This is a genomic window from Stella humosa (assembly GCF_006738645.1).
GTDB classification, from domain to species: domain Bacteria; phylum Pseudomonadota; class Alphaproteobacteria; order ATCC43930; family Allostellaceae; genus Allostella; species Allostella humosa.
Map to the genome: position 1 here is coordinate 3,752,779 of NZ_AP019700.1, position 20,691 is coordinate 3,773,469.

Here is a 20,691-nt window from a genome sequence, read left to right on the forward strand (position 1 = left end):
CCAGCATAGGGGCAAAGAAAAAGGCGGGGCGCCCGATGGGTGCCCCGCCTTCGTCTCGTCAGCCGACTGCTATCGCGACGTGCGCTCGGTCAGCTGGGTCAGGATCGTGTGGGTCTTGGGCACCAGCATGTAGTACTGGCCGGCCGCATTGGTCGCGAGCGCGCGGCCGCGGGCCTCGTCGCCATGGCCCCAGAACACGTCGCCGCGCACCGGCCCGCTGATGGCGCCGCCCGTATCCTGGGCCACCACCAGCCGGCGGACGTCGTCCGCCCCCTGGCCGCGCGGCACGTGCAGCCACAGCAGGGCGCCCAGCGGCACGTGGCGCGGGTCGACCGCCAGGCTGCGGCCGGCAGTCAGGGGCACGCCCTGGGCGCCGACCGGGTCCTTGCCGTCGCGCAGGCGGAAGAAGACATAACTCGGATTGTGGTTGAGCGCCGCCTGGCGGCGGGATTCCGGTAGGCGATCGAGATAGCGGCGCAGGGATTCGAACGAGCGGTCGGCAATGGCGCCGTTGCGCGACAGGACCGCCGTCAGGTCGACGAAGCGATGGCCGTTCTGGCCGGCGTAGCCGATGCCGACGACGCTGCCGTCATCCATGTGCACGCGGCCCGAGCCCTGGACCTCCAGCACATAGGCGTCGAACTCGCTGTCAACCCAGAGCAGCGGCTTGCGGCCCTTGCCGAGCGCGCCGCGGGCGATCTGCGCCCGGGTCGGCAGGGTCTTGCCCTCGGGCCGGCCGGGATAGCCATAGATGGGAACGTTGTACTTAGCGCTCTGCTTGCGCGAGCCGCGGAGCTGGGCCTCGTAATAGCCGGTGAAGCGGCCGGTGCCGCCATTCTCTGTCTCGACCTTGACCGGCGTGAACCACTGCTCGAAGAAGCGGCGGGCGGCCTGCTGGTCGTTGGGTGCCAGGGAAGCGGCGTTCAGGCAGACATCGACCCAGTCGTCGGGCGTGGCGTCGATGCCAATCGCGATCATGCGCTGGTTGGTCAGCACCCGGCAGGAGTTCAGCAGGGCCGGGATCGCCTCGGCCTGGCGGTCCTGGGACCAGCCGGGCAGGATGTTGGGGCTGACCGCGGTGCGCGGGGTATCGCGCACGGCCACGGCCGAGGATGTCCGCAAAATCTCGTCCAGCTCTTCCACAGTGCTTTCCGGCGGTGCCAGGATCGCCTGCGGCGGCACCGCGGCGCTCTGGATGGCGGGCGATTGCCCGTCCATGGCGCAGGCTGCCAGGGTGGATATCAAGGCCAGCGTCCCCACGCCGGCGCGAACACGTCTAAGCAGCGCCCAATGATCCGTCTTGGCCGGCACCAAGCCCCCCTTTCCGCCGCCTGCTCGGCGACGCCCCCCGAAACGATTTCCCCACTGCCGCGCCCGGAAATTCCCCGTTCCCGCGCCGGCCCGGCAAGAGTTAGCCGCCTGGAAATCCAGAAGTCAACCGGGAGCGATTGGGCCGGTCGGCTCAACCGTGGGTCGGCCGGCGGTGACGGGCACCATCCAGGCGGTCGACCACCCCGCGGCAGAAGAGCGCCCAGGCCGCACCGAAGCACCAGCCCGCCACCACGTCGCTCGGCCAATGCACGCCCAGATAGATGCGGCTCGCCCCCACCAGCACCGTCAGGGCGATGCCGACGGCCAGCACGTAGCGCCGCAGCGACGCCCGCGGCTGCACCCGCGCCAGCAAGCCGGCCAGGGTCAGGTAGGCGATCGCCGACAGCATGGCGTGGCCGCTGGGGAAGCTGGCGGTGTAGGTGTCGGCCAGGTGCGCCACCAGTTCCGGCCGCGGGCGAGCGAACACCAGCTTCAGGCCGGCGCCCAGCGCAATCCCGCCCAGCAGCGAGACACCGAGCAGCAGGATCGCCGTGCGCTCGCGCAGCAGCGCCAGGTAGGCCACCGCCGCCAGCCCGATCAGCAGCACCACGGCATGGCTGCCGAGCGCCGTCAGGTCGCGGAACATGATCTCGACCCACAAGGGGCCGATCGGGTCGGCCCGGTCGAGCGGGCTGCGCAGCGCCAGGAGGACACCCTCGTCGAACCGATGCAGCGGCCCCTCTCCACCGCCGCGGACCAGGGCCGCCAGCAGCACGGCCATGCCGGCCGTCGCCAGGAACAGGGCCCATCGGCCGCGCGGAATCCCCATCACCATCGCTGTCATCGCCGGACTGGCTCCCTTGCCTGCCGTTGGTGGAACCGGATGGTGGCCGTCGCCATTGTAGCGCGTGCCCCAGTGCCCGGAAGCCGGGCGAACGCGAGCCGCCAAGCAGGAGTTCCGCATGAGCCAGCGCCTACCCGACGGTCCGCGCAAGGCGCTGCTGATCGTCAACGGCCGGGCGCGCAACGGCGGTGCCGCGCTCGACGGCCCCAAGGCGATCCTGGCCGAGGCCGGCATCACGCTCGTCGAATGCCCTTGCGAAGAAGGGACCAAGGCCGCCGACGCCATCCGGGCGCGCGCAAGCGAAGGTTTCACCGAGGTCATCGTCGGCGGCGGCGACGGCACGATGAACGCGGCCGCCCCCGGCCTGGTGGCGACCGGGCTGCCGCTCGGCATCCTGCCGCTGGGGACCGCCAACGACCTTGCCCGCTCGCTCGAGATCCCGACCGACCCCGTGGAGGCCGCCCGCGTCATCGCCGCCGGGCGGGCGCGGCCGATCGACCTTGGCGACGTCAACGGCCATCTCTATTTCAACGTCGCCAGCATCGGCTTCAGCGCGGTGCTGGCACGCGAACTGTCGTCGGAATCTAAGAAGCGCTGGGGCGTGCTGGGCTACGCCATCACCGCGTTCCGCCTGCTGCGCCGGATGCGCCCCTTCAGCGTCATCATCGGCCATGACGGCGGGCGCGAGCAGACGAAGACCATCCAGGTGGCGGTCGGCAACGGCCGCAACTATGGCGGTGGCATGACGGTCGATGCCGATGCCCAGCCCGACGACGGCATGCTCGACGTCTATAGCCTGGAGATCGACCATTGGTGGCGGCTGGTGGCCCTGGCCCCATCGATGCGCCGCGGCACCCATGGCGCCTGGAGCGACGTGCGTACGCTCCGCACCAAGGCCTGCACGCTGACGACGCGGCGCCCGATGCGGGTCAATGCCGATGGCGAGCTGGTGACCCAGACCCCGGCCCGCTTCCAGGTGCATCCGGGCGCGGTCCGCATATTCGCGCCGGAGACGGTCGACAAGGAGGCGGCCGATCAACAGCCAGCCGATCAATCGGCGGGCGGTGCCAGCGCGGCATAGACATCGCCCGAGTTGGCCGACTGCGGCAGGCCGTCGATCCAGCGGGCCATGGCCGGCCCGTCGCGCCAGCCGCCCTCGATCAGGCGCTGGCTTTCCCCCAGGGCGGCGCAGAAGCGATAGGGGCCAAGCGCCGTCAGCCGCTCGATGGCGACATGGGCGACATCGCGCTGGATGGTGGTGAATTCGAACGACAGGGCCGCGACCGGGCGCGTCAGGCCGGCCAGCGCCTCGGCCTCGAACCCTTCCACGTCGATCTTCACGAAGGCCGGCTGGCCATGCCGCTCGATCAGCAGGTCGAGCGTCGTCAGGGCGACCTCGACCGAATGGTCCCAGGTCTGGCCCTGCCAGCCCTGGGCGCCGTCGGTCGCACGGATGAACTGGTCGGACGCGGTCGAGATCGTCGGGTTGGCGCTGTTGACGCGCAGGATGACGCGGCCGGCCGCCCGGCCGACGGCGACGGGCTCCAGCGCCACCGCCGGGTCGCGACCGTAGAGCAGGCGCAGCACCCGGTGCAGGGGCGGCTGCGGCTCCACGGCGACGACGCGGCAGCCCAGGCGCCGGAAGGACGCGATACGGTCGCCGACATGGCTGCCGACATCGAACACCAGGTCGCCCGATTTCACGAAGCGGGCATGCAGGCGATCCATCGCCCGCGAACGCTCGCGCCCGCGATAGTAGATGGCGAGCGAGCGGCCGATGCCGCGTGCCTGGCGCAACAATTGACGGAGGCCCGTCATTCCCGGCGCTCCGCAGCCAGGGTCAGCGCCGGCAGGCCGGCCGCCGCCAGGGCCGGCGGCGGCGTCGTCTCCTCCGGCAGGCGGCCGAGGCCGAAGCGGGTGGCGGCACGGCCGAGCCAGGGCAGCGAGGTCGCCACCGCGAAAGGCACGGCCAGCAACATGCCGGCGGCCCCGAACTGGCCGTAGGTCAGGGCCTCCCACGACGACGCCAGCAGGACCACGGTCGCCACGACCCCCATCAATGTCTGGAACCACAGGGCGCGCAGGGCCAAGAGCCAGGGCACGGCATGGTCGTCGCGCACCTGGCCCGTCCAGGTGCTGCGTCGGCGCAGCGGCAGGCCCAGCATGAATACGGTGTGGGCCAGGGTGGTGATGGGAAAGAGCAGCAGCGAGAACAGCAGTTCCGCCGCCAGGCCGAGTGTGAAGCGCAGGGCGCCGCCGAAGCTGCGGCGCTCCGCCGGTCGGGCCAGCACGTCGATGGCGGTCGCGATCTTGGGCGAGAAGACCAGGAAGATCATCGTCGCCAGGACGACCGGCCCCAGGGTCGGATCGAAGATCGGCCCCTGCCCGGCCCCGGCGGCGCTGCGCCAGACGATGAGCGCGAACAGGGCCGCCCAGGCCGGCGCGCCGAAGAACATCAGCATGGCCAGCAGCAGGTGGAAGCGGCTGCCGGGCAGCAGCCCCCGCATGCCGACCAGCCGGACATACTGCATGTTGCCCAGGCACCAACGCAGGTCGCGGCGCACGAACTCCACCAGCGTCGGCGGGTTGGCCTCCCAGCTACCGCCTTCTTCCGGCAGGACGCGGACCTCGAAGCCGGCCCGCCGCATCAGGGCAGCCTCGATCTGGTCATGGCTCAGCACGTCGCCGCCGAAGGGCGGGCTGCCGGAGAGGCGCGGGATGTGGCAGTGACGGGTGAACGGCTCGACCCGGATGATCGCATTGTGCCCCCAATAGGGTCCGCAATCGGCCTGCCAGGCCGACGAGCCCAGCGTGTAGGAGCGCATGCCGAGCCGCATGCCGAGCTGGAACAGGCGGGCGAACAGGCTGGTGCTGGGCATGCCGGCCACCAGCGTCTGGACGATGCCGAACGTCGGCTCGGCCTCCATGATCCGCACCAGCCGCAGCACGGCATCGGGCGCCATGATGCTGTCGGCGTCGAGCGTCACCATGAACTGGTAGTCGCCGCCCCAGCGCAGGCAGAAGTCGCGGATGTTGCCGGCCTTGAAGCCCTCGTTGGACGTGCGGCGGCGATAGGTGGACGGGCATCGCGCGGCCAGGTGCCGGGCCTCCGCCTCCTCGGCCGCGGCGATGTCCGGCCGGTCGGTGTCGCTCAGCACGAAGGCATGGAAGCGCTCGCCCCAGCCGGCCCCGGCCAGCCCCTCCATCAGCCGGCCGACGGCGGCAAAGGCCCGCGCCGGGTCCTCGTTGCGCACGCAGATGAGGATGGCGGTGCGGCCGGCGATCGGCGCGTCGGGCCGCGCCAGCCGGGCGAAGGGGGCCACGGCCGCGACCGCGTCCGGCGTCGCCATGCGCAACACCAGGAAGATGACGGCATTCCAGAAACCGATGACCGACCAGGGCACGGTGAAGGCGAAGAGCAGCAGGATCGCCAGGTCGGACGCGACGAAGCCGCCCGGCATGAGGGCCGCCGCCATCAGCGCCACCATGGCCAGCGTGCTGGCGGCGCAGACCAGCGCATAGACCCGCCGCCTGCCGGTGATCGCCGCCGCCGAAACCGCCCCTGCCGCCATCGTCCGGTCCTTCAGCTTGCGTGCCCGTCTTGCCGCGGGATGATCAGCAGGTCGCGGTGCCCGACCATGAGGGACAGGGCACCCTGCTGCAGTTGCCGCCGGCGGCGATCAGCCCAGGCGGCGATCGCATCGTGGTCGGCCGGCGACTGCTCCAGGGCGGCGGCCGCCGCTCCTTCCAGCATCGCCGCCAGCATGGCCGTCGCGTCCGGCGGCACCCGCCAGTCGCTGGCGGACGACAGCACCTCGGCACCGCGGTGACGAAAGGCCGACGCGACCCTCGCTGGCGCCGCAGGCCCCAGCGCCAATCCCCGGCCCAGACCTTTGGGCCGGCGCTGGTGGGCGCGGAACAGGTGATCGACCAGCGCGTCACCCGGATCGTGCGGCGACCAGTGCCCGCGCCCGTCGACGATCAACGGCGCGTAGAGCGGCAGGCGCCGACGGGTCAGGGCGGCAGCCGCCTGCTCGACCCAGCCAGCGGTCGCGAGATCGAGCAGAGCGAAGGCCGTGACCGCGTCCACACCGCGATCCAGCACCGGCGTCCAGCCGGCCGCCAGGTCGCGGCACTCGCCACGCGCACCGGGGACGCCGGCCACGGCATGGCGCAACAGCGCCGCATCGCCCTCGACGAAGGTCCAGCGCACCCCATCGCCCAGCAAGGGGCGCAGGGCGCGGCGCGAGGCGCCGGTGCCGGCGCCGAGATCGACGATGGCGGCACGGGCCGGCAACAGCCGCGCGAACGCGCGCGCCAGACGAGCGGATCGCGCGGCATCGTCGAACGGCGCGCGCAACGCCAGCCAGTCGGAGGAAAAACCGCTCATGCCGCGAACCGCAGGACGGCCCGGCCGAACGCACGCGCGGCGTCGTCCCAGCCCGGCAGGGCCGCACCCGCCGCCCCGGCCGCCGCGGTCAGCCGCGCGCGCAAGGCCTGGTCGCCGATCGCCCGGCGCAGCGCATCGGCCATCGCCGCGGCGTCGCCCGGCGGCACCAGCAGCCCGGCATCGGCCGGCACGGTATCCGGCACCGCCCCGCCGCCGACCGCGACGATGGGCAAGCCCGCGCGCAGGGCCTCGCTGAGCGCCATGCCATAGCCCTCATAGACGGCGGAATGAACGAAAAGGTCGGCGGCGCGATAGGCCTCGGCCACCGCCGCGTCGCTGGCCTCGCCCGCCAGCGTCACCCGGCCGGCCAGCCCGCTGGCCGCCAACTGTTCGCGCAGGCCCGCGGTCAGGGCCGGGTCGCGATCGGTGGCGCCGATGCAGGTCAGCTCCCACGGCAGGTCGGCGAGCCCGGCCAGGGCGGCGAACAGAAGGGCATGTCCCTTGCGCGGCACCAGGGCCGCCACCGACAGCAGGCGCACCGGGCCGCCATCGGCCCGCGGCCGGCGCTGCGGCATCGGGTCGACGCCGGGCGGCACCGCGACGACGCGATCCGGGGCGACGCCATACTCGGCCTGGAGGGTGCGCGCGGTGAACGGGCTGGTGACGACGATGCCGGCCACGCGCGCCAGGTCGGCCCGCTCGGCCGCGCGCAGGGCGGCGGCGACGTCGCCGGCAAGCCCGGTCTCCTCGGCCAGCGGATGATGGATGAGCGCAATCACCGGCGGGCCATCGGTGGCCGCATCGGCGCCCAGGCCAAAGGCCGGCAGCGCCAAGCCGTCGATGACCAGCGGGCCCGCCGCACGCGCGCGCACCGCCGCAGCCGCCGCGCGTGCCGCCGAATCGACCATCGGATAGCTGCCGGCCATCTCGTGGACCGTCACTCGCCAGCCCTGCCCACGCAGGCCCTCGACGATGCGGCGGTCATAGATGGTGCCGCCGGTCCGCCGGTCGAGCCGGCCCGGCAACGCCAGGTCCAGCCGCATCAGCGCGGCGCCGCGACCGGTCCCTCGAAACTGGCCCAGGCGCGCGGCGATTCGCGCAGGATCACCTTGATCGACTCCAGCCGTCCGGCGGTATCGGGCCCGAGGTCGCCGGCTGCCGCGCGTGCGGCCAGTCGGCGATGGATCTCGGCCGACAAGAACTCCGTCGTGGTGTTGATGCCGGCCAGGTCAGGCTCGGCGTCGAGGTTGCGGTAGTCGAAGGCGGCCAGCACCTCGCGCAGCGCCGTCATCGCCCGGCCGATATCACAGACGACGCCGTTGGCATCGAGCTCGGCACGGCGGAACTCCGCCTCCACGGCGTAGGTGGCGCCGTGCAGCGCCTGGGCCGGGCCGAACAGTTCGCCCTTGAAGCTGTGGGCGATCATGAAGTGGTCGCAGACGGTGACGGCATACATGGGTCGGGCTCGCCTTCGGTGCTGCCAGGGGTGGGGGGCCGGAGCGGATCAGCTATAGCGGACGACGTGGCAAAGCGTTCCGTCGGGCGGCCCGGCCAGGCGCCGCATCGTCTGCGGCAGGTCGGCGAAGGCGCTCTCGCCCGTCAGCAGATGGTCATAGGCCGGGTCGCCCAGCAGGTCGAGCGCCAGCGCCAGGCGCCGGCGATAGCTCCAGCGGCTGCGCTGGGCGGGTGCCACGCGGCCGACCTGGGAGGCGCGCAGCGTCAGGCGCCGGGCATGGAAGGCGCCACCCAGCGGCAGAGCCGCCGGTGCCGACCCGAACCAGCTCAGCACCGTCACCACCGCCTCGTCGCCCGCCAGGTCCAGCGCGGTCACCAGGCCGGCCGGCTTGCCGGAGACCTCGAACACCCCGTCGCAGTCCCGCGGGGCGGCGTCGGGCAGGGCGAAGGCCACGCCCAGGGCAGCCGCCACCGTCGCCTTGCCGGGATCGACGTCGACCAGCGTCACCTGGGCACCGGGCACCGCCGATGCCAGGCGGGCCACCGCCAACCCGACCACGCCGCCGCCGACGACCGCGATCCGCTGGCCGGGGAGGACGGGCGAATCCCACAACGCGTTGATCGCCGTCTCGAGGTTGGCCGCCAGCACGGCGCGCCTTGGCGGCAGAGCGGCCGGCAATGGCAGCAGGGCGTCGGCCGGCACGACGAAGCGGTCCTGGTGCGGATGCAGGCAGAAGACGTTGGTGCCCAGGAGCCCGGGCGGGCCGGAGTCGACACGGCCGACGGCGGCATAGCCGTACTTCACCGCGCCCGAGAACGCGCCCTCCTGGAAGGGGCAGCGCATCCGCTCCCATTCGGACTCCGGCACGCCACCGGCGAAGACCAGCGTCTCGGTCCCGCGGGAAATGCCGGACCACAGGGTGGCGACCACCGCCTCGTCCGGTTCCGGCGACGGCACGGCGGCCGGGCGGATCTCGCCCACGCCCGCCGCCACCGTCCAGAAGGCGTGGGCGGCGGGTGGCGGCTCAGAGCCGGCGGACATCGCAGTCGAACAGCACATCATCTCCCATACGGAAGATCCGCGTGGGTGGACGCAGCGCCTCGGAAAGATTTGCCAGCGGCGGCAACGCCAGCCCCGGCCGGCCGGAACCGAGGATCATCGGCGCGACGGCCACCTGCAGCCGATCGAGGCAGCCCTCGGCCAGGAAGCGCGAGACGGTGACGCCGCCGCCCTCGACGAAGATGCGGCGACAGCCGAGGCCGGCCAGCACGTCGATGACCGCGGCATAGTCGATCGTGTCGCCGCGCCGCGGCACGCCCAGGATGCGGGCATCGCCGATGGTGGCGCGGTCGACCCGGTCATGGGCGCAGAGCACGACCGTCTCCACCTCGCCGTCGCGGAACAGGCGGTAGCGATCGTCTAGCCGGCGCTCGGTATCGATGACGATGCGGCGCGGGTGGCGACCAGGCACCCGTCGCACGGTCAGGCGCGGGTCGTCATGGCGCACGGTGCCGGCCCCGACCACGACCGCACAGGCCAGCGCCCGCATGCGGTGGAGGTGGTCGAGGTTGGCCTGGCAGGTGATGTAGGTCGATTCGCCCGCATCGGTCGCGATCCGCCCGTCGAGGCTCTGCCCGAGATGCGCGAAGACCAGAGGTCCCGCCTGGCCGCTGGCCAGGAACGGCCCATAGAGGTCGAGCAGTTCGGCGGCGGCAGGATCGGCCGGGATCGGGCCACGATGGCGCCCGTCGCCGTCGAAAAGGCCGGCACCCGGCCCGGCCACGCACGCAAGCATCGCCGTCCAGGCATCGTCGCCCGCGATCGGCTCGGCACAATCGGGGGCCGCGTCAGGGCCGGTGGGCGGCAAGGGAGGTCCAGGCTCCGGAATGCTGCGGGACCGGGAGCGGTCGCCGACGTCTTTGGAGCATAGCGAAATAGGCCGCGCGGCGGCAGATGGAAGCCCCCTGCCCCTCCCGGCCGCTACACCGGGGCCAGGCGGGTGCCGACGATGCGGGTGCGCAGGATCGACGACAACCAGTCGATCGCGGCCACCGTCGCCAGGATCATCAGGATCAGGAAGGCAACCGCCTGCCATTCCAGCGTGCGGATCTCCTCGGCCAGGTGCAGGCCGATGCCGCCCGCGCCGACGATGCCGATGATCGTCGCCGAGCGGGTGTTGGACTCGATGTAGTACAGAACCTGGCTCAGCATCACCGGCAACACCTGGGGCAGGATCCCGAAGCGGATGCGGTGCAGCCGGCCGCCGCCGCTGGCGACCACGCCCTCGCCCGCCCGCCGGTCGGTCGCCTCGATCGCCTCGGAGAACATCTTGCCGAAGGCGCCGATGTCCGCCGACATGATCGCCAGCACGCCCGCGAACGGCCCGAGCCCGACGACGTTGATCCAGATGAGGGCCCAGATCAGCGTGTCGACGCCGCGCACGGTGTCGAGGCTGCGGCGGGCCAGGAAATGCACCAGCCGCTGGGCGACGACGTTGCGCGCGGCCAGGAAGCCGAGCGGCAGGGCGATGACGGCGGCCAGACCGGTGCCCAGGAAGGCGATGGCGACCGTCTGCGCCAGGGCATGGGCATAGAGCTGCAGCTTGGCGACCGTGCCGAAATCGGGCGGCACCATCAGCACGACGAACGTGCCGAGCCGCCCCAGCCCCGACCACAGACGCTGGGGCGTCAGTCCGACCCACCACAGGCCGAACAGCAGAAGTGCCACCGGGGCCGCGAACGCCAGCGCCACGCCCGCGCGATGCACGGCGCCTGGCATGGTGGATGGGGGAGTGGCTACGGTCATGCCTGTCCCCCGTGCAGCCGGCCGCGCAGCCGTTCGGTCGCCAGGTCGATCAGCATGACGGTGCCGACGATCAGCAGCAGGATGGCCGACACGTCGGCATAGTAGAACTTGCGGATGGCCTCGATCAGGTCCTGGCCGATGCCGCCGGCGCCGACGAAGCCCATCACCGAGGCGCCGCGCACATTGATCTCGAAACGCAGCAGGGTGTAGCTGGCGAAGTTCGGAAGGACCTGCGGCACGACGGCAAAGCGCATGGTCTCGAGCCAGGTGCCGCCGGCCGCCGTGGTCCCTTCGACCGGCCCCATGTCGGCGTTCTCGACCACTTCGGCAAAGAGCTTGCCCAGCGCGCCGGTGGTGTGGATGGCGATGGCCAGCACACCCGGCAGCGGCCCCAGGCCGAAGGCGATGACGAAGATGAGCGCGAAAACGATCTCGGGAACCGTGCGGCACAGTTCCAGGTAGCGCTTGGCGAGGAAGCGTGCGACCGGCCAGCGGCCGACATTGGCGGCGGCGAAGAAGCACAGCGTGAACCCGCCGATGAAACCGAGCGCCGTGCCGACATAGGCGACCAGCAGCGTTTCGGCCAGGAGGCGCAGCCAGCGCGCGATGCCCCAGTACCATTCGCCGATGTCCAGCAGCACCGAGCGGCCGGCAAGCGCGCCGTCGTCGAAGACGAACAGGCGCGCGAGATAGGTCGGCAGCCGGTCGAAGTTGGCGACAAGCCGCCCGAGATCGACCTCGGCGACCAGGGCCGCCGTCAGCGTGGCCAGGGCCAGGATGATGCCGCCCAGAACAGTCTGGCGGCGGCGGGCGGCAATGGTCCGTTCATAGGCACGGACGAGAGGCACCAGCGCCTCGTCCGGCAGCCGCTGGGGACTGGTGAGGGTCATGGCATGGGAGCCCACCGGGCCGCGCATCGGCGCGGCCCGATCGCGTTCCTTCAGCTCAGCTCGCGCGGCGCTTGCGCATGTCGTCGACGAAACGGTTCAGCTCGACGATCGGCTCGTAGTCCTTGTGCGTGGTCGGCTTCCAGAGCTGCTGCTGACCGTCGGTCAGCTTGCGGAATGCCTCCGGGTCCTTCTTTTCGACCGCGAAGAAGGCATCGCGGATCGCGGTCTTCAGCTCGGCAGGCAGGTCCGAGAGATAGGCGAACGGCGAGTTCACGATCTGGTCGGACTTGTAGATGATGCGGAAGTCCGAATACTTGGCCATCCCCTTGCGCTCCATGCGCTTCAGGTTGGACTCCTTCTCGTCGTTCCACCAGTTGGCGGCGACGTCGACGGTGCCCTGCTGCAAGGCGATGATCGCGTTCTCGTGGCTGCCGGTATAGACGAGGCGGCCGAAATACTTCTCGGTATCGATCTTCATCTTGTCGAGCGCGAAGCGCGGGACGTTGTTGCCCGAGGTGGAGTTCGGGTCGACGAGGCCGATGTTCTTGCCCTTCAGGTCCTCGATCGAACGGTAGGGGCTGTCGGCCCGCACATAGAAGACCGAGTGGTAGCCGGCGGTACCGTCGGCGTTCACTTCCATGGCGAACGGCTCGGTCTTCACGCCGGTCATGGCGGCGCGCGCGTAGGAGGCCGGGCCGTACTTGGCGATATGGACGTTGCCGGCCTTCTGGCCCTCGATCACGGCGGCATAGTCGTTGGCGACGCGCAGCGTCACCTTGGTGCCCAGTTCGCGTGACAGGTACTCGACGAACTTCTCGAAGCGCCCGGTCATGCCGGACGCATTCTCGTCCGGGATCGCGGCCAGCACGAGTTCAGGGTACTTGGCCTTCCAGGCCTGGGCCTGGGCGGCGGTGCCGGCGAAGGAAATGGCGGCGGCGGCGGCAAGGCCGGTCAGCAGGGTGCGCCTCAGCATGGGATGCTCCTGGGTGGAAACGAGATCAGACGGTTGCGGGAATGGCGTGGCCCAGGCCGGGGCCGGGCGCGCGGGCCTGGGGGGCGTCCAGCACCTCGCCTGCCTCCAAACCGTAGAGGGTGCGGGCGACATCGTCGGTCAGGGCGGCCGGCACGTCGTCGAACACCACCCGGCCAGCCGCCATGCCGATCAGCCGGTCGCAATAGGCGTGCGCCAGGTCGAGCGAGTGCAGGTTCACCATCACGGTGATGCCGTAGCGCCGGTTGATGCCGTGGATGGCGTCCATGACGGTGCGGGTGTTGCGCGGGTCGAGCGAGGCGACGGGCTCGTCGGCCAGCAGGATGCGCGGCTCCTGCACCAGGGCGCGGGCGATGGCGACGCGCTGCTGCTGGCCGCCCGACAGGCTGTCGGCGCGCTGGGCGGCGATGGCGCCGATGTCGAACTGCTCGAGCGCCGAGAAGGCCAGCGCGCGGTCCTGGGACGGCCACAGGCGCAGCAGGCTGCGATGCAGCGGCACGTGGTTGAGGCGCCCCATCAGCACGTTGGTCAGCACGTCGAGCCGGCCGATCAGGTTGAACTGCTGGAAGATCATGGCGCAGGTCTGGCGCCAGCGCCGCAGTTCGGCCCCGCGCAGCGCCGACACCTCGCGGCCGTTGTGCAGGATGCGCCCGGCGGACGGATCGACCAGGCGGTTGATCATGCGCAGCAGCGTCGACTTGCCGGCGCCCGATCGCCCGATCACGCCGACGAACTGGCCGTCCGGCACCCGGAGGGTCGCCCCCGTCACCGCCCAGCGATCGCCGAAGCGCCGTCCGACATCCTGGAGTTCGAGCATGCTGCACCGCACCAAAATCCTTGCAGCCGGCAAGCTGCCAGGGGGCGATGACAGGGTGATGAACGGCGCGTGACAGTCCGATGCCGACATCACAACCGCGTGACCGTCGCTGGCCGGAACACAACCTTGGGTCTACCGATTCAGGCGGCCGTCCTGCAGCGGCCGCAACGGGAGGGATGCATGCCTTTGCGGAAATCGGTTCTGGGGCCGGCCTTCGGCGCGATCGCACTCTTGGCAGCGGCCGGCGCCTCGGCGGCCGAACACACCGTCACCATGGCCGGCAGCATCTACGGGCCGGACATCCTGAAGGCCAAGGTCGGCGACACCGTCGTCTTCGACAATGACGACGACATGAGCCACGCCGTCTTCGTGCCGACCGTCGGCCACGGCGTCGACCTCGGCACGCAGAAAGGTGGCGAGAAACGCAGCCTGGTGCTGCGCCGTGCCGGCCGGTTCGAGGTCGAGTGCGTGGTGCACGAGGACATGAAGATGGTGGTGGAGGTCAGCCGATGACCCGCCCCCTCATCGCAATCGCCCTGCTGGCCGGAGCCGTCCTCCTGCCGCTGCCGGCACTGGCCGGACCTGAGCGCGTCGCCTTCCCGGCCGACTACCAGACGCGCTTCGTGCAGTACAATCAGGTGGAGCGGCCGGACCGCAAGCCCCCGGTCATCCGCTTCTTCTATGCCAACCCGGAAGCCTTTGCCGCCATGGGGCCGGGCATGCCGTCGCCCGAGGGCACGGTCCTGGTGATGGAGGACCGCAAGGCCGCCCTTGGCGCAGATGGCCAGCCGATGCTCGATGGCGACGGCCGCTGGATCGCCACGCCCGAGATCGTGGCGATCGCGGTGCAGGAGAAGCGCAAGGGCTGGGGCGACGACTATCCGCCGTCCAAGCGCAATGCAGACTGGGAATATGCGGCCTTCACCCCGCAGGGCCAGCTTCGCACCGAGGTGAAGACCGATAGCTGCTTCACCTGCCATCTCAACCGGACGCAGCGGGACTATACCTTCACCTTCGTGAAGTTCTTCCAGGACCGCGGCAGGTAGCCGGCCCGTGGGGCGCTACGCCAGCGCCTTGCGGACCTTGGAGGCCAGCTCGGCGTCGTTGTAGGGCTTGGGCACGATGCGGTCGTCGCTGACATCGGCGAGCGCACCCAGGTCGGCGAAGCCGGTGATGAACATGACGGCGAGGTCGGGCCGGCGCTGGGCCGCCTCGCGGGCGACCTCGGCCCCGTTCATGCCGGGCATGGCATAGTCGAGCAGCAGCAGATCGAGCGGCCGGCCGCCGTCCAGGATCTCCAGGGCGCGGCCACCGCTGCCGGCCTCGATGACCTGATAGCCCAGTTCCCTGAGGCGCGATGCCGTCACTTCCCGCACGGCCGCATCGTCGTCGACGACGAGGATGGTGCGGCCGTCGCCACTGCCGTCGGCGCGCGCATCGGCGATGCGGGCGACCGGGCGCACGGCCTCGCCGTCCGCGCGCGGCAGGTAGACCCGGATCGTCGTGCCCTGCCCGGCCTCCGTGTCGATCGCGACGCCGCCGCCCGACTGCTTGGCGAAGCCATAGACCTGGGCCAGGCCGAGCCCCGATCCCTCCCCCACCTTCTTGGTGGTGAAGAACGGCTCGAAGGCCTTGGCCAGGACGTCCGGCGTCATGCCGGTGCCGGTATCCATGACCGAAAGCATGACGTATTCGCCCGGCCCCGGCTCCTCCGGCCGGCGGTGCTCGGCCGCCAGCGTCGTGTTGGCCGTGGAAATGGTCAGGCTGCCGCCCACCCGCATGGCATCGCGTGCGTTGATGGCCAGGTTGAGGATGATCAGCTCGATCTGCGTCGGGTCCACCAGGGCCGGCCACAGGTCCGGCGCCAGCATCCGGCGCAGGCGGACGCTGCCGCCCAGCGTGCTCTGGAGCAGTTCGCGCATGCCCTCGACCGTCTCGTTGAGGTCGGTCGGCTTGGGCTCCAGCCGCTGGCGGCGCGAGAAGGACAACAACTGGTCCGTCAGCTTGGCACCGCGCTCGGCCGCCGTGCGCATATGGCCCAGCCGGCGGCGGAGCTGCTCGGCCGCACCCTCGCGCTCCAGCGCCCGCTCGGCGAAGCCGATATTGCCCAGGATGATGGTCAGCAGGTTGTTGAAATCATGGGCGACGCCCGACGTGAGCTGGCCCACCGCCTCCAGCCGCTGCATCTGGCGCAAGGTCGCCTCGATCCGCTCGCGCTCCTCGATCTGGGCCAGAAGCTGACGGTTGGCGGCGGCCAGCTCGGCCGTGGCCAGCTTCTCCTCCGTCACGTCGCGGCCGACGGCGTAGATAAGGTCGTCGGCCGGCACCGCCGTCCAGGCGATCCAGCGGTAGCTGCCGTCCCGCCGACGATAGCGGTTCTCGAACCGCTCGATCAGGCCGCGATCGCGCATCGCCTGGACCGCCGCCACGGCGATCGGCTGGTCGTCGGGATGGACCAGCTCGACCAGCCGGCCGCCCATCAGCTCGCCCTCGCGCCAGCCGAGCACGTCCTGCCAGGCCGGGTTGAGGGCGACCGGCGTGGTGTCCAGCCGCTTGACGACCATCAGGTCGCGCGACAGGCGCCAGGCGCGGTCGCGCTCACGGGTACGCTCCTCGACCCGCGCGCCCAGCGCCTCGTTCAGGCGGCGCAGCTCGGCCTCGGTCCGCTGCCGCTCGGTCACGTCCTGGACGACGCCGATCACGCGCGTGCAGACGCCGTTCTCGAAGAAGGCCCGGCCATGGGTCGCGACCCAGCGTTCCCCGCCATCGGGGCGAAGGGTGCGATGCTCCTCGACCACTTCGCCCGTGCCGGTCGGATCGGTCGCCGCCAGGATGGCGACCCGCACCGCCGCGCGGTCGTCGGCATGACAGCCGCCAAGGAAATCGTCGAAATCGAAGTCGCCGTCGCCCGGGATGCCGAACAGGCTGCGGCAGCGCCGGTCGCAGGCCATGCGCCCCGTCGCCGGCTCGAAATCCCACAGACCGAGCCGCGCAGCATCGACCGCCAGCCGCAGCCCGACCTCGCTCGCGCGCAAGGCCAGTTCCGCCCGCCGCCGCTCGTTGCGCTCGCGGGCCTCGGTCAGCGCGCGGTCGACGGCGGCCGGCAGGCGTTGCAGGTTGCGCTTCATCACATAGTCCGTGGCGCCCTGCTTCAGGGCGTCGGTCGCGAATTCCTCGCCGACGACACCCGAGACGAACAGGAACGGCACGTCCGGCGCGTAGATACGGGCCAGCCGCAGCGCCTGGAGCCCGTCGAACCCGGGCAGCAGATAGTCCGCCAGGACGAGGTCGAGTCCGCCCGCCTCCAGGCTGGCCACGAAGCCGGCGCGGTCGGTCGCATGGACGATCTGGTATTCGTGTCTTCCGGCGGCGAGATGAAGCCGGGTGAGTTCGGCGTCGATCTCGCTGTCCTCGAGCAGGAGGATGGTGACGCGGCCCTGCGGGTCCGGCACGTCAACTCCCGCGCCGCGGCAAGGGCGGCGGCTCGTTCAGGATCGCCCAGAACATGCCGAGGTCCTGAATGGCCTCATGGAATTCGTTGAAGTTGACCGGCTTCACCACGAAGGCGTTCACGCCCAGCTCGTAGCTGCGGACCAGATCGCGCTCCTCGCGCGACGAGGTCAGCATGACGACCGGGATGCGTCGGCGCTCCGGGTCGTGCTTGACGTGCTCCAGCACCTCCAGCCCGTCCACCTTCGGCAGCTTCAGGTCGAGCAGCACCACGGCCGGATCGCCTGGGTCGCGGCCCGCAAAGCCGTTCCGGCAATGCAGGTAGTCCAGCGCCTCGGCGCCGTCGCGGGTGACGACGATCTCGTTCGCGAGGTTGCACTTGGCGAGTGCCGCCAAGGTGAGCTCGAGGTCCCTCGGATTGTCTTCGACCAGCAGGATCGGTCTAAGGTCCGCCAACGCCATCCTCCTTTCCTCTTGCAGGAAGCGCGAAGCGAAACGTCGCTCCCCGGTCCAGTGTTCCCTCTGCGTCAATTCGGCCGCCGTGACGGTCCACGATGCGTTTGGCCAGTGCCAGGCCGATGCCGGTGCCCTCGAACTCCTCGGCACGGTGCAGGCGCTGGAACACCCCGAACAGCTTGCCGACATAGGCCATGTCGAAGCCGACACCGTTGTCGCGGACGCTGTATTCGACCTCGTTGCCCAGCTCGCGGCCGTCGATCTCGATGACCGCCGGGTCGCGCGCGCGGCTGTACTTGGCGGCATTGCCGACGAGATTGAGCAGCGCCTGCCGCAGCAGTCCGGCATCGCCCCAGGCCGGCGGCAGGCGGCCGATGCGCCATTCGATGGCGCGGCCGGGCTCGTCATGCTCGACCGCCCGGCGCACCTCGGCCGCCAGCTTCGTCATGTCCACCCGGGTCATCGACAGGCTGGCCCGGCCCAGATGGCTGAAGCGCAGCAGGTCGTCGACGAGGCGGCCGGCCGACAGGGCCGAATCGACGATGCTGCCGATATAGTGGCGGGACTTTTCGTCCAGCCCGGCCTCCTTCTGCCGCAGCAGTTCGGCATAGCCGACGATGTGGCGGAAGGGCGCGCGCAGATCGTGGGACACCGAATAGGAGAAGGATTCCAGTTCCTTGTTGGTGCGCTGCAGTTCCTCGGTCAGGGCCGCGCGTTCCTCGGCCCGGCGCAGCACGAAATCGACGATGGCGTTGCGCACGTCGCGCGCGCTCTCGATCTCGGCCTCCGACCAGGGCAATGCGCGACCGCGCAGCAGCTCCCTCCACTGGTCGAAGGAGTGCCGGGGGTGGATGCGCCCGTCGCTGCCGGGCTCGGCCTTGCGGCGGTCGCCGGCCCATTGCACGGTGCGCACCACCTCCGGCCGGAACCAGAACATGGCGTCGTCGTGGATGCCCGAGATGGAAACGGCGACGATGCCGGCCGCGGTCCCGGCATGCGGCTCCATCTCGACCAGGTCGTGGCCGGACTGGTCGGTGACGAAGACCGGCCCGCGGCCCTCCTGCCGGATCCAGGCAGCCAGCCGGCGGATGGTGTCCGCGGGCGGCGCCTGGCCGGCGGCGACGACCTCGCCCTCGAAAAGGACGGCAGCACCGGCCGCGCCCGTCAGGCGCATCCAGTCGGCGGCATTGGCGAACAGGCCCCCGGGCAGGCTGGGCGCGCGCGCCAGTTCCACCAGCAGCCCGCTCTCGATGCGTTTCAACGCGATTCGCCGGGTCGCCATCCGGCTGCGTTCGCGCGCGCCGATCTGGTGCGAGACGATGCGGCCGAGGAAATCGCAGGCGGCCCGGATCGGCGGCGCGATGCGGCGCGGATCGGCGTGGTGGCACGACACCAGTCCCCACAGCCGCCCGTCGACCACCAGCGACAGCGACATCGAGGCGCCGGTGCCCATGTTGCGCATGTATTCGAGATGGACCGGCGAGACGCTGCGCAGGCCGCAGGCGCCGAGATCCAGCGGCGCGCCGTCCAGCGGGCTCGCCGCCGGCTCGATCGGCACCGGCTGGTAGCCCGCATCGGGAATGATGCGCAGCCGGTTGGTGAGATAGAGCTGCCGCGCCTGGGCCGGGATGTCGGACGCCGGAAACCGCAGGTCGAGATAGGATGGCAGAACGCCGTCGCCATCCTCGGCCACGACCGTGCCATGCAGGTCGTCGTCGAAGCGATAGACCAGCACCCGGTTGAAGCCGGTCAACGCGCGCACTTCCACGGCCGTCGCCGCCGCGATCTCGGCGATCTCGACCATCGGATCGATGCGGTCGATGAAGCGGCGCAGCCGGGGGTGGAGCGCATCGAGGCTGAGGGCGGGACCACCCCCCGCTTCCTCGAACTCGACGATGGCGCCTTGCGCGGTCCGGTGAACGGCGACCTGAAAAGCCTGCCCGGCGACCGTCCAGGGACGATGGCCCTCGGCCATGTCGTCCTCGGCGAGCAGGGCCGCCACGGCGGCGGGCCAGTCCTCGCTGGGTATGCCCAGGAACGAAGCCGCGTTGGCACTGGCCTGCAGGACGCGGCCGTCGTCGGGGTCGACCACCAGGATGCAGCCGTGGGGCTGGATGCTGCCGGGGATCCGTATCGGCTCCCGGGCGCAGAAGTCGAGATCGTCCGTCATGGACTGGCCGGACGTGCGGCCGGACCCACGCGGGCTTCCGGCTGGCGGGCGCAGGCGCCCTTGCATGCTGATTCCATCGCCCCCGTCCCCGCGGCAAGCGTTGCGATGCAGGCCCCTATGCCCTGCACCCTCGTCGCCCGCCGACGGCATGTCCGGCGGGTCCGACCACGGGGCGTGGAACAAGCGCGAGCGGAATCGGTTCCCCGACTTCCGCCCGCGCCGGCAATGCCGGAAGGCTGGTGCTAGGAGAAGCTGGCGACGAACTTCGCGCGCTGGGTGGCGGCCGCCATCAGCAGCGACAGGTCGTTGCCGGACAGGATCATGCGCACGCCCATGTCGACATACTTCTTCATTGGCTCCTCGACATAGACGCCACCCATGCCGGCCCACTTGCCGTGCTTCTTGCAGGCGGCGATCACCGTCTCGTAGGCGGCGACCACGTCGGGATGGGTGAGCTGGCCCGACAGGCCCATCTCCATGGTGAGGTCGCTGGTGCCGATCATCAGCACGTCGATGCCGGGGACGGCCGCGATGGCATCGGCGTTGGCGATGGCCGTCGGCGTCTCCAGCATCACCACCACCAGCATCGCCTTGTTGAAGGCGGCGGCGGCCTCGGCGTTGGAGACGGGGGCGAAGTTGAGCTGCGGCATGCCGCCCGCGACCGAGCGATGGCCCTGCGGCGGGTAGCGCAGGCGGTCGGCCACGGTGGCGGCCTCCTCGCCCGTGTCGACATGGGGGATGACGATGCCCATGGCGCCACCGTCCAGCACGCGGGTCGCCATGTCGTACTGGCCGTTGGGCACCCGCACGATGGGGGCGATGCCGACGCCGTTGGCCGCGACCGAGATCTGGACGGCCATGTCGAGCGACATGGCATTGTGCTCCAGGTCGATGAAGAGCCAGTCGAAGCCGGCCGTCTTCATCGCCGGCGCGATATCGACCGTACGGGCCTGGCGCAGGCCGATTCCGGCCGCGACCTTGCCGGCCTCCAGGCGCTTGCGCGCGGAATTCGCGATCTCGACCATGCTGGCATTTCCTCCTGGTGGGCGGCAGGCCCGGGCGTTGCCGGGCCGCCGAAGATCCATCCGGTATAAGGCGCCGCGGCGCGGCG

The 20,691-nt window shown here is 71.0% G+C and carries 20 protein-coding genes; 3 read left to right on the plus strand and 17 right to left on the minus strand.

What is annotated here, in order from left to right; all coding sequences use genetic code 11:
* Positions 1–69: 69 nt before the first annotated feature.
* Positions 70–1,245, minus strand: coding sequence for a murein transglycosylase A (gene mltA / locus STVA_RS17595; protein ID WP_142235803.1), 1,176 nt, complete (start codon positions 1,243–1,245; stop codon positions 70–72).
* A 217-nt stretch (positions 1,246–1,462) separates the two neighbouring features.
* Positions 1,463–2,155 (minus strand): phosphatase PAP2 family protein, encoded by a 693-nt coding sequence (locus STVA_RS17600; RefSeq protein ID WP_123693669.1) that lies wholly within the window; start codon positions 2,153–2,155, stop codon positions 1,463–1,465.
* Between the two features lie 118 nt (positions 2,156–2,273).
* Here STVA_RS17600 and STVA_RS17605 point away from each other — a divergent pair, with 118 nt between their 5' ends.
* Entirely contained in the window at positions 2,274–3,236 is a 963-nt protein-coding gene (locus tag STVA_RS17605; protein ID WP_123693667.1) for a lipid kinase, read from the plus strand.
* On the opposite strand, the gene STVA_RS17610 is transcribed toward STVA_RS17605, so the two are convergent.
* The 11 genes from STVA_RS17610 to phnC all read right to left on the minus strand — a co-directional run bounded on the left by STVA_RS17610 (position 3,206) and on the right by phnC (position 13,504).
* A complete protein-coding gene (locus STVA_RS17610) occupies positions 3,206–3,973 on the minus strand; it encodes an FkbM family methyltransferase (protein WP_123693665.1) in 768 nt (255 codons plus the stop codon). The genes STVA_RS17605 and STVA_RS17610 overlap by 31 nt on opposite strands.
* Positions 3,970–5,727, minus strand: coding sequence for a glucans biosynthesis glucosyltransferase MdoH (gene mdoH, locus STVA_RS17615; protein ID WP_245978490.1), 1,758 nt, complete (start codon positions 5,725–5,727; stop codon positions 3,970–3,972). Before mdoH ends, STVA_RS17610 begins: the two co-directional genes overlap by 4 nt.
* A gap of 11 nt (positions 5,728–5,738) precedes the next feature.
* Positions 5,739–6,545: a class I SAM-dependent methyltransferase gene (locus tag STVA_RS17620; RefSeq protein ID WP_123693661.1), complete on the minus strand. Its 807-nt coding sequence runs from the start codon at positions 6,543–6,545 to the stop codon at positions 5,739–5,741.
* On the minus strand, positions 6,542–7,588 hold the full coding sequence (locus STVA_RS17625; protein ID WP_123693659.1) for a glycosyltransferase family 4 protein: 1,047 nt from the start codon (positions 7,586–7,588) through the stop codon (positions 6,542–6,544). Before STVA_RS17625 ends, STVA_RS17620 begins: the two co-directional genes overlap by 4 nt.
* Entirely contained in the window at positions 7,588–8,001 is a 414-nt protein-coding gene (locus STVA_RS17630; RefSeq protein WP_123693657.1) for a 6-pyruvoyl trahydropterin synthase family protein, read from the minus strand. The genes STVA_RS17625 and STVA_RS17630 overlap by 1 nt, the downstream gene beginning before the upstream one ends.
* Before the next feature lie 48 nt (positions 8,002–8,049).
* Positions 8,050–9,042 carry a zinc-dependent alcohol dehydrogenase gene (locus tag STVA_RS17635; RefSeq protein WP_123693655.1) on the minus strand — a complete coding sequence of 331 codons (993 nt, stop codon included), beginning with the start codon at positions 9,040–9,042 and terminating at the stop codon, positions 8,050–8,052.
* Positions 9,026–9,868, minus strand: a complete 843-nt coding sequence (locus tag STVA_RS17640; RefSeq protein WP_245978488.1) for a RibD family protein — start codon at positions 9,866–9,868, stop codon at positions 9,026–9,028. Before STVA_RS17640 ends, STVA_RS17635 begins: the two co-directional genes overlap by 17 nt.
* Before the next feature lie 113 nt (positions 9,869–9,981).
* A complete protein-coding gene (gene phnE, locus STVA_RS17645; protein WP_245978486.1) occupies positions 9,982–10,806 on the minus strand; it encodes a phosphonate ABC transporter, permease protein PhnE in 825 nt (274 codons plus the stop codon).
* Positions 10,803–11,696, minus strand: a complete 894-nt coding sequence (gene phnE, locus STVA_RS17650; protein WP_123693952.1) for a phosphonate ABC transporter, permease protein PhnE — start codon at positions 11,694–11,696, stop codon at positions 10,803–10,805. Before phnE (STVA_RS17650) ends, phnE (STVA_RS17645) begins: the two co-directional genes overlap by 4 nt.
* Positions 11,697–11,751: 55 nt before the next feature.
* The gene (gene phnD, locus STVA_RS17655; protein WP_123693651.1) at positions 11,752–12,669 is read right to left on the minus strand and encodes a phosphonate ABC transporter substrate-binding protein; all 918 of its coding nucleotides are present in this window, start codon (positions 12,667–12,669) and stop codon (positions 11,752–11,754) included.
* 25 nt (positions 12,670–12,694) lie between these two features.
* Complete coding sequence (gene phnC, locus STVA_RS17660) at positions 12,695–13,504, minus strand: phosphonate ABC transporter ATP-binding protein (RefSeq protein WP_123693649.1); 810 nt, start codon at positions 13,502–13,504, stop codon at positions 12,695–12,697.
* A gap of 180 nt (positions 13,505–13,684) precedes the next feature.
* Here phnC and STVA_RS17665 point away from each other — a divergent pair, with 180 nt between their 5' ends.
* Together STVA_RS17665 and STVA_RS17670 are read left to right on the plus strand one after the other, a co-directional pair.
* Positions 13,685–14,017 (plus strand): cupredoxin domain-containing protein, encoded by a 333-nt coding sequence (locus STVA_RS17665; protein WP_142235804.1) that lies wholly within the window; start codon positions 13,685–13,687, stop codon positions 14,015–14,017.
* A complete protein-coding gene (locus tag STVA_RS17670) occupies positions 14,014–14,550 on the plus strand; it encodes a cytochrome P460 family protein (RefSeq protein ID WP_123693645.1) in 537 nt (178 codons plus the stop codon). Before STVA_RS17665 ends, STVA_RS17670 begins: the two co-directional genes overlap by 4 nt.
* A gap of 15 nt (positions 14,551–14,565) precedes the next feature.
* Here the strand turns inward: STVA_RS17670 and STVA_RS17675 are convergent, their stop codons facing one another.
* The 4 genes from STVA_RS17675 to STVA_RS17690 form a co-directional block, all read right to left on the minus strand.
* Positions 14,566–16,956: a hybrid sensor histidine kinase/response regulator gene (locus STVA_RS17675; protein ID WP_123693643.1), complete on the minus strand. Its 2,391-nt coding sequence runs from the start codon at positions 16,954–16,956 to the stop codon at positions 14,566–14,568.
* Position 16,957: 1 nt separating this feature from the next.
* Positions 16,958–17,416: a response regulator gene (locus tag STVA_RS17680; protein ID WP_476692413.1), complete on the minus strand. Its 459-nt coding sequence runs from the start codon at positions 17,414–17,416 to the stop codon at positions 16,958–16,960.
* The gene (locus tag STVA_RS17685) at positions 17,397–19,580 is read right to left on the minus strand and encodes an ATP-binding protein (RefSeq protein ID WP_123693641.1); all 2,184 of its coding nucleotides are present in this window, start codon (positions 19,578–19,580) and stop codon (positions 17,397–17,399) included. Before STVA_RS17685 ends, STVA_RS17680 begins: the two co-directional genes overlap by 20 nt.
* Before the next feature lie 242 nt (positions 19,581–19,822).
* Positions 19,823–20,605 (minus strand): HpcH/HpaI aldolase family protein, encoded by a 783-nt coding sequence (locus STVA_RS17690; protein ID WP_123693639.1) that lies wholly within the window; start codon positions 20,603–20,605, stop codon positions 19,823–19,825.
* Positions 20,606–20,691 lie beyond the last annotated feature (86 nt).

What these genes read in the sequence shown, in the direction of transcription:
- STVA_RS17600 (WP_123693669.1), bottom strand. Translation starts at nt 2,155, where the DNA reads ATGACAGCGATGGTGATGGGGATTCCGCGCGGCCGATGGGCCCTGTTC.
- STVA_RS17605 (WP_123693667.1), top strand. Translation starts at nt 2,274, where the DNA reads ATGAGCCAGCGCCTACCCGACGGTCCGCGCAAGGCGCTGCTGATCGTC.
- STVA_RS17610 (WP_123693665.1), bottom strand. Translation starts at nt 3,973, where the DNA reads ATGACGGGCCTCCGTCAATTGTTGCGCCAGGCACGCGGCATCGGCCGC.
- mdoH (WP_245978490.1), bottom strand. Translation starts at nt 5,727, where the DNA reads ATGGCGGCAGGGGCGGTTTCGGCGGCGGCGATCACCGGCAGGCGGCGG.
- STVA_RS17620 (WP_123693661.1), bottom strand. Translation starts at nt 6,545, where the DNA reads ATGAGCGGTTTTTCCTCCGACTGGCTGGCGTTGCGCGCGCCGTTCGAC.
- STVA_RS17625 (WP_123693659.1), bottom strand. Translation starts at nt 7,588, where the DNA reads ATGCGGCTGGACCTGGCGTTGCCGGGCCGGCTCGACCGGCGGACCGGC.
- STVA_RS17630 (WP_123693657.1), bottom strand. Translation starts at nt 8,001, where the DNA reads ATGTATGCCGTCACCGTCTGCGACCACTTCATGATCGCCCACAGCTTC.
- STVA_RS17635 (WP_123693655.1), bottom strand. Translation starts at nt 9,042, where the DNA reads ATGTCCGCCGGCTCTGAGCCGCCACCCGCCGCCCACGCCTTCTGGACG.
- phnE (WP_245978486.1), bottom strand. Translation starts at nt 10,806, where the DNA reads ATGACCGTAGCCACTCCCCCATCCACCATGCCAGGCGCCGTGCATCGC.
- phnE (WP_123693952.1), bottom strand. Translation starts at nt 11,696, where the DNA reads ATGACCCTCACCAGTCCCCAGCGGCTGCCGGACGAGGCGCTGGTGCCT.
- phnD (WP_123693651.1), bottom strand. Translation starts at nt 12,669, where the DNA reads ATGCTGAGGCGCACCCTGCTGACCGGCCTTGCCGCCGCCGCCGCCATT.
- phnC (WP_123693649.1), bottom strand. Translation starts at nt 13,504, where the DNA reads ATGCTCGAACTCCAGGATGTCGGACGGCGCTTCGGCGATCGCTGGGCG.
- STVA_RS17665 (WP_142235804.1), top strand. Translation starts at nt 13,685, where the DNA reads ATGCCTTTGCGGAAATCGGTTCTGGGGCCGGCCTTCGGCGCGATCGCA.
- STVA_RS17670 (WP_123693645.1), top strand. Translation starts at nt 14,014, where the DNA reads ATGACCCGCCCCCTCATCGCAATCGCCCTGCTGGCCGGAGCCGTCCTC.
- STVA_RS17680 (WP_476692413.1), bottom strand. Translation starts at nt 17,416, where the DNA reads ATGGCGTTGGCGGACCTTAGACCGATCCTGCTGGTCGAAGACAATCCG.
- STVA_RS17685 (WP_123693641.1), bottom strand. Translation starts at nt 19,580, where the DNA reads ATGACGGACGATCTCGACTTCTGCGCCCGGGAGCCGATACGGATCCCC.
- STVA_RS17690 (WP_123693639.1), bottom strand. Translation starts at nt 20,605, where the DNA reads ATGGTCGAGATCGCGAATTCCGCGCGCAAGCGCCTGGAGGCCGGCAAG.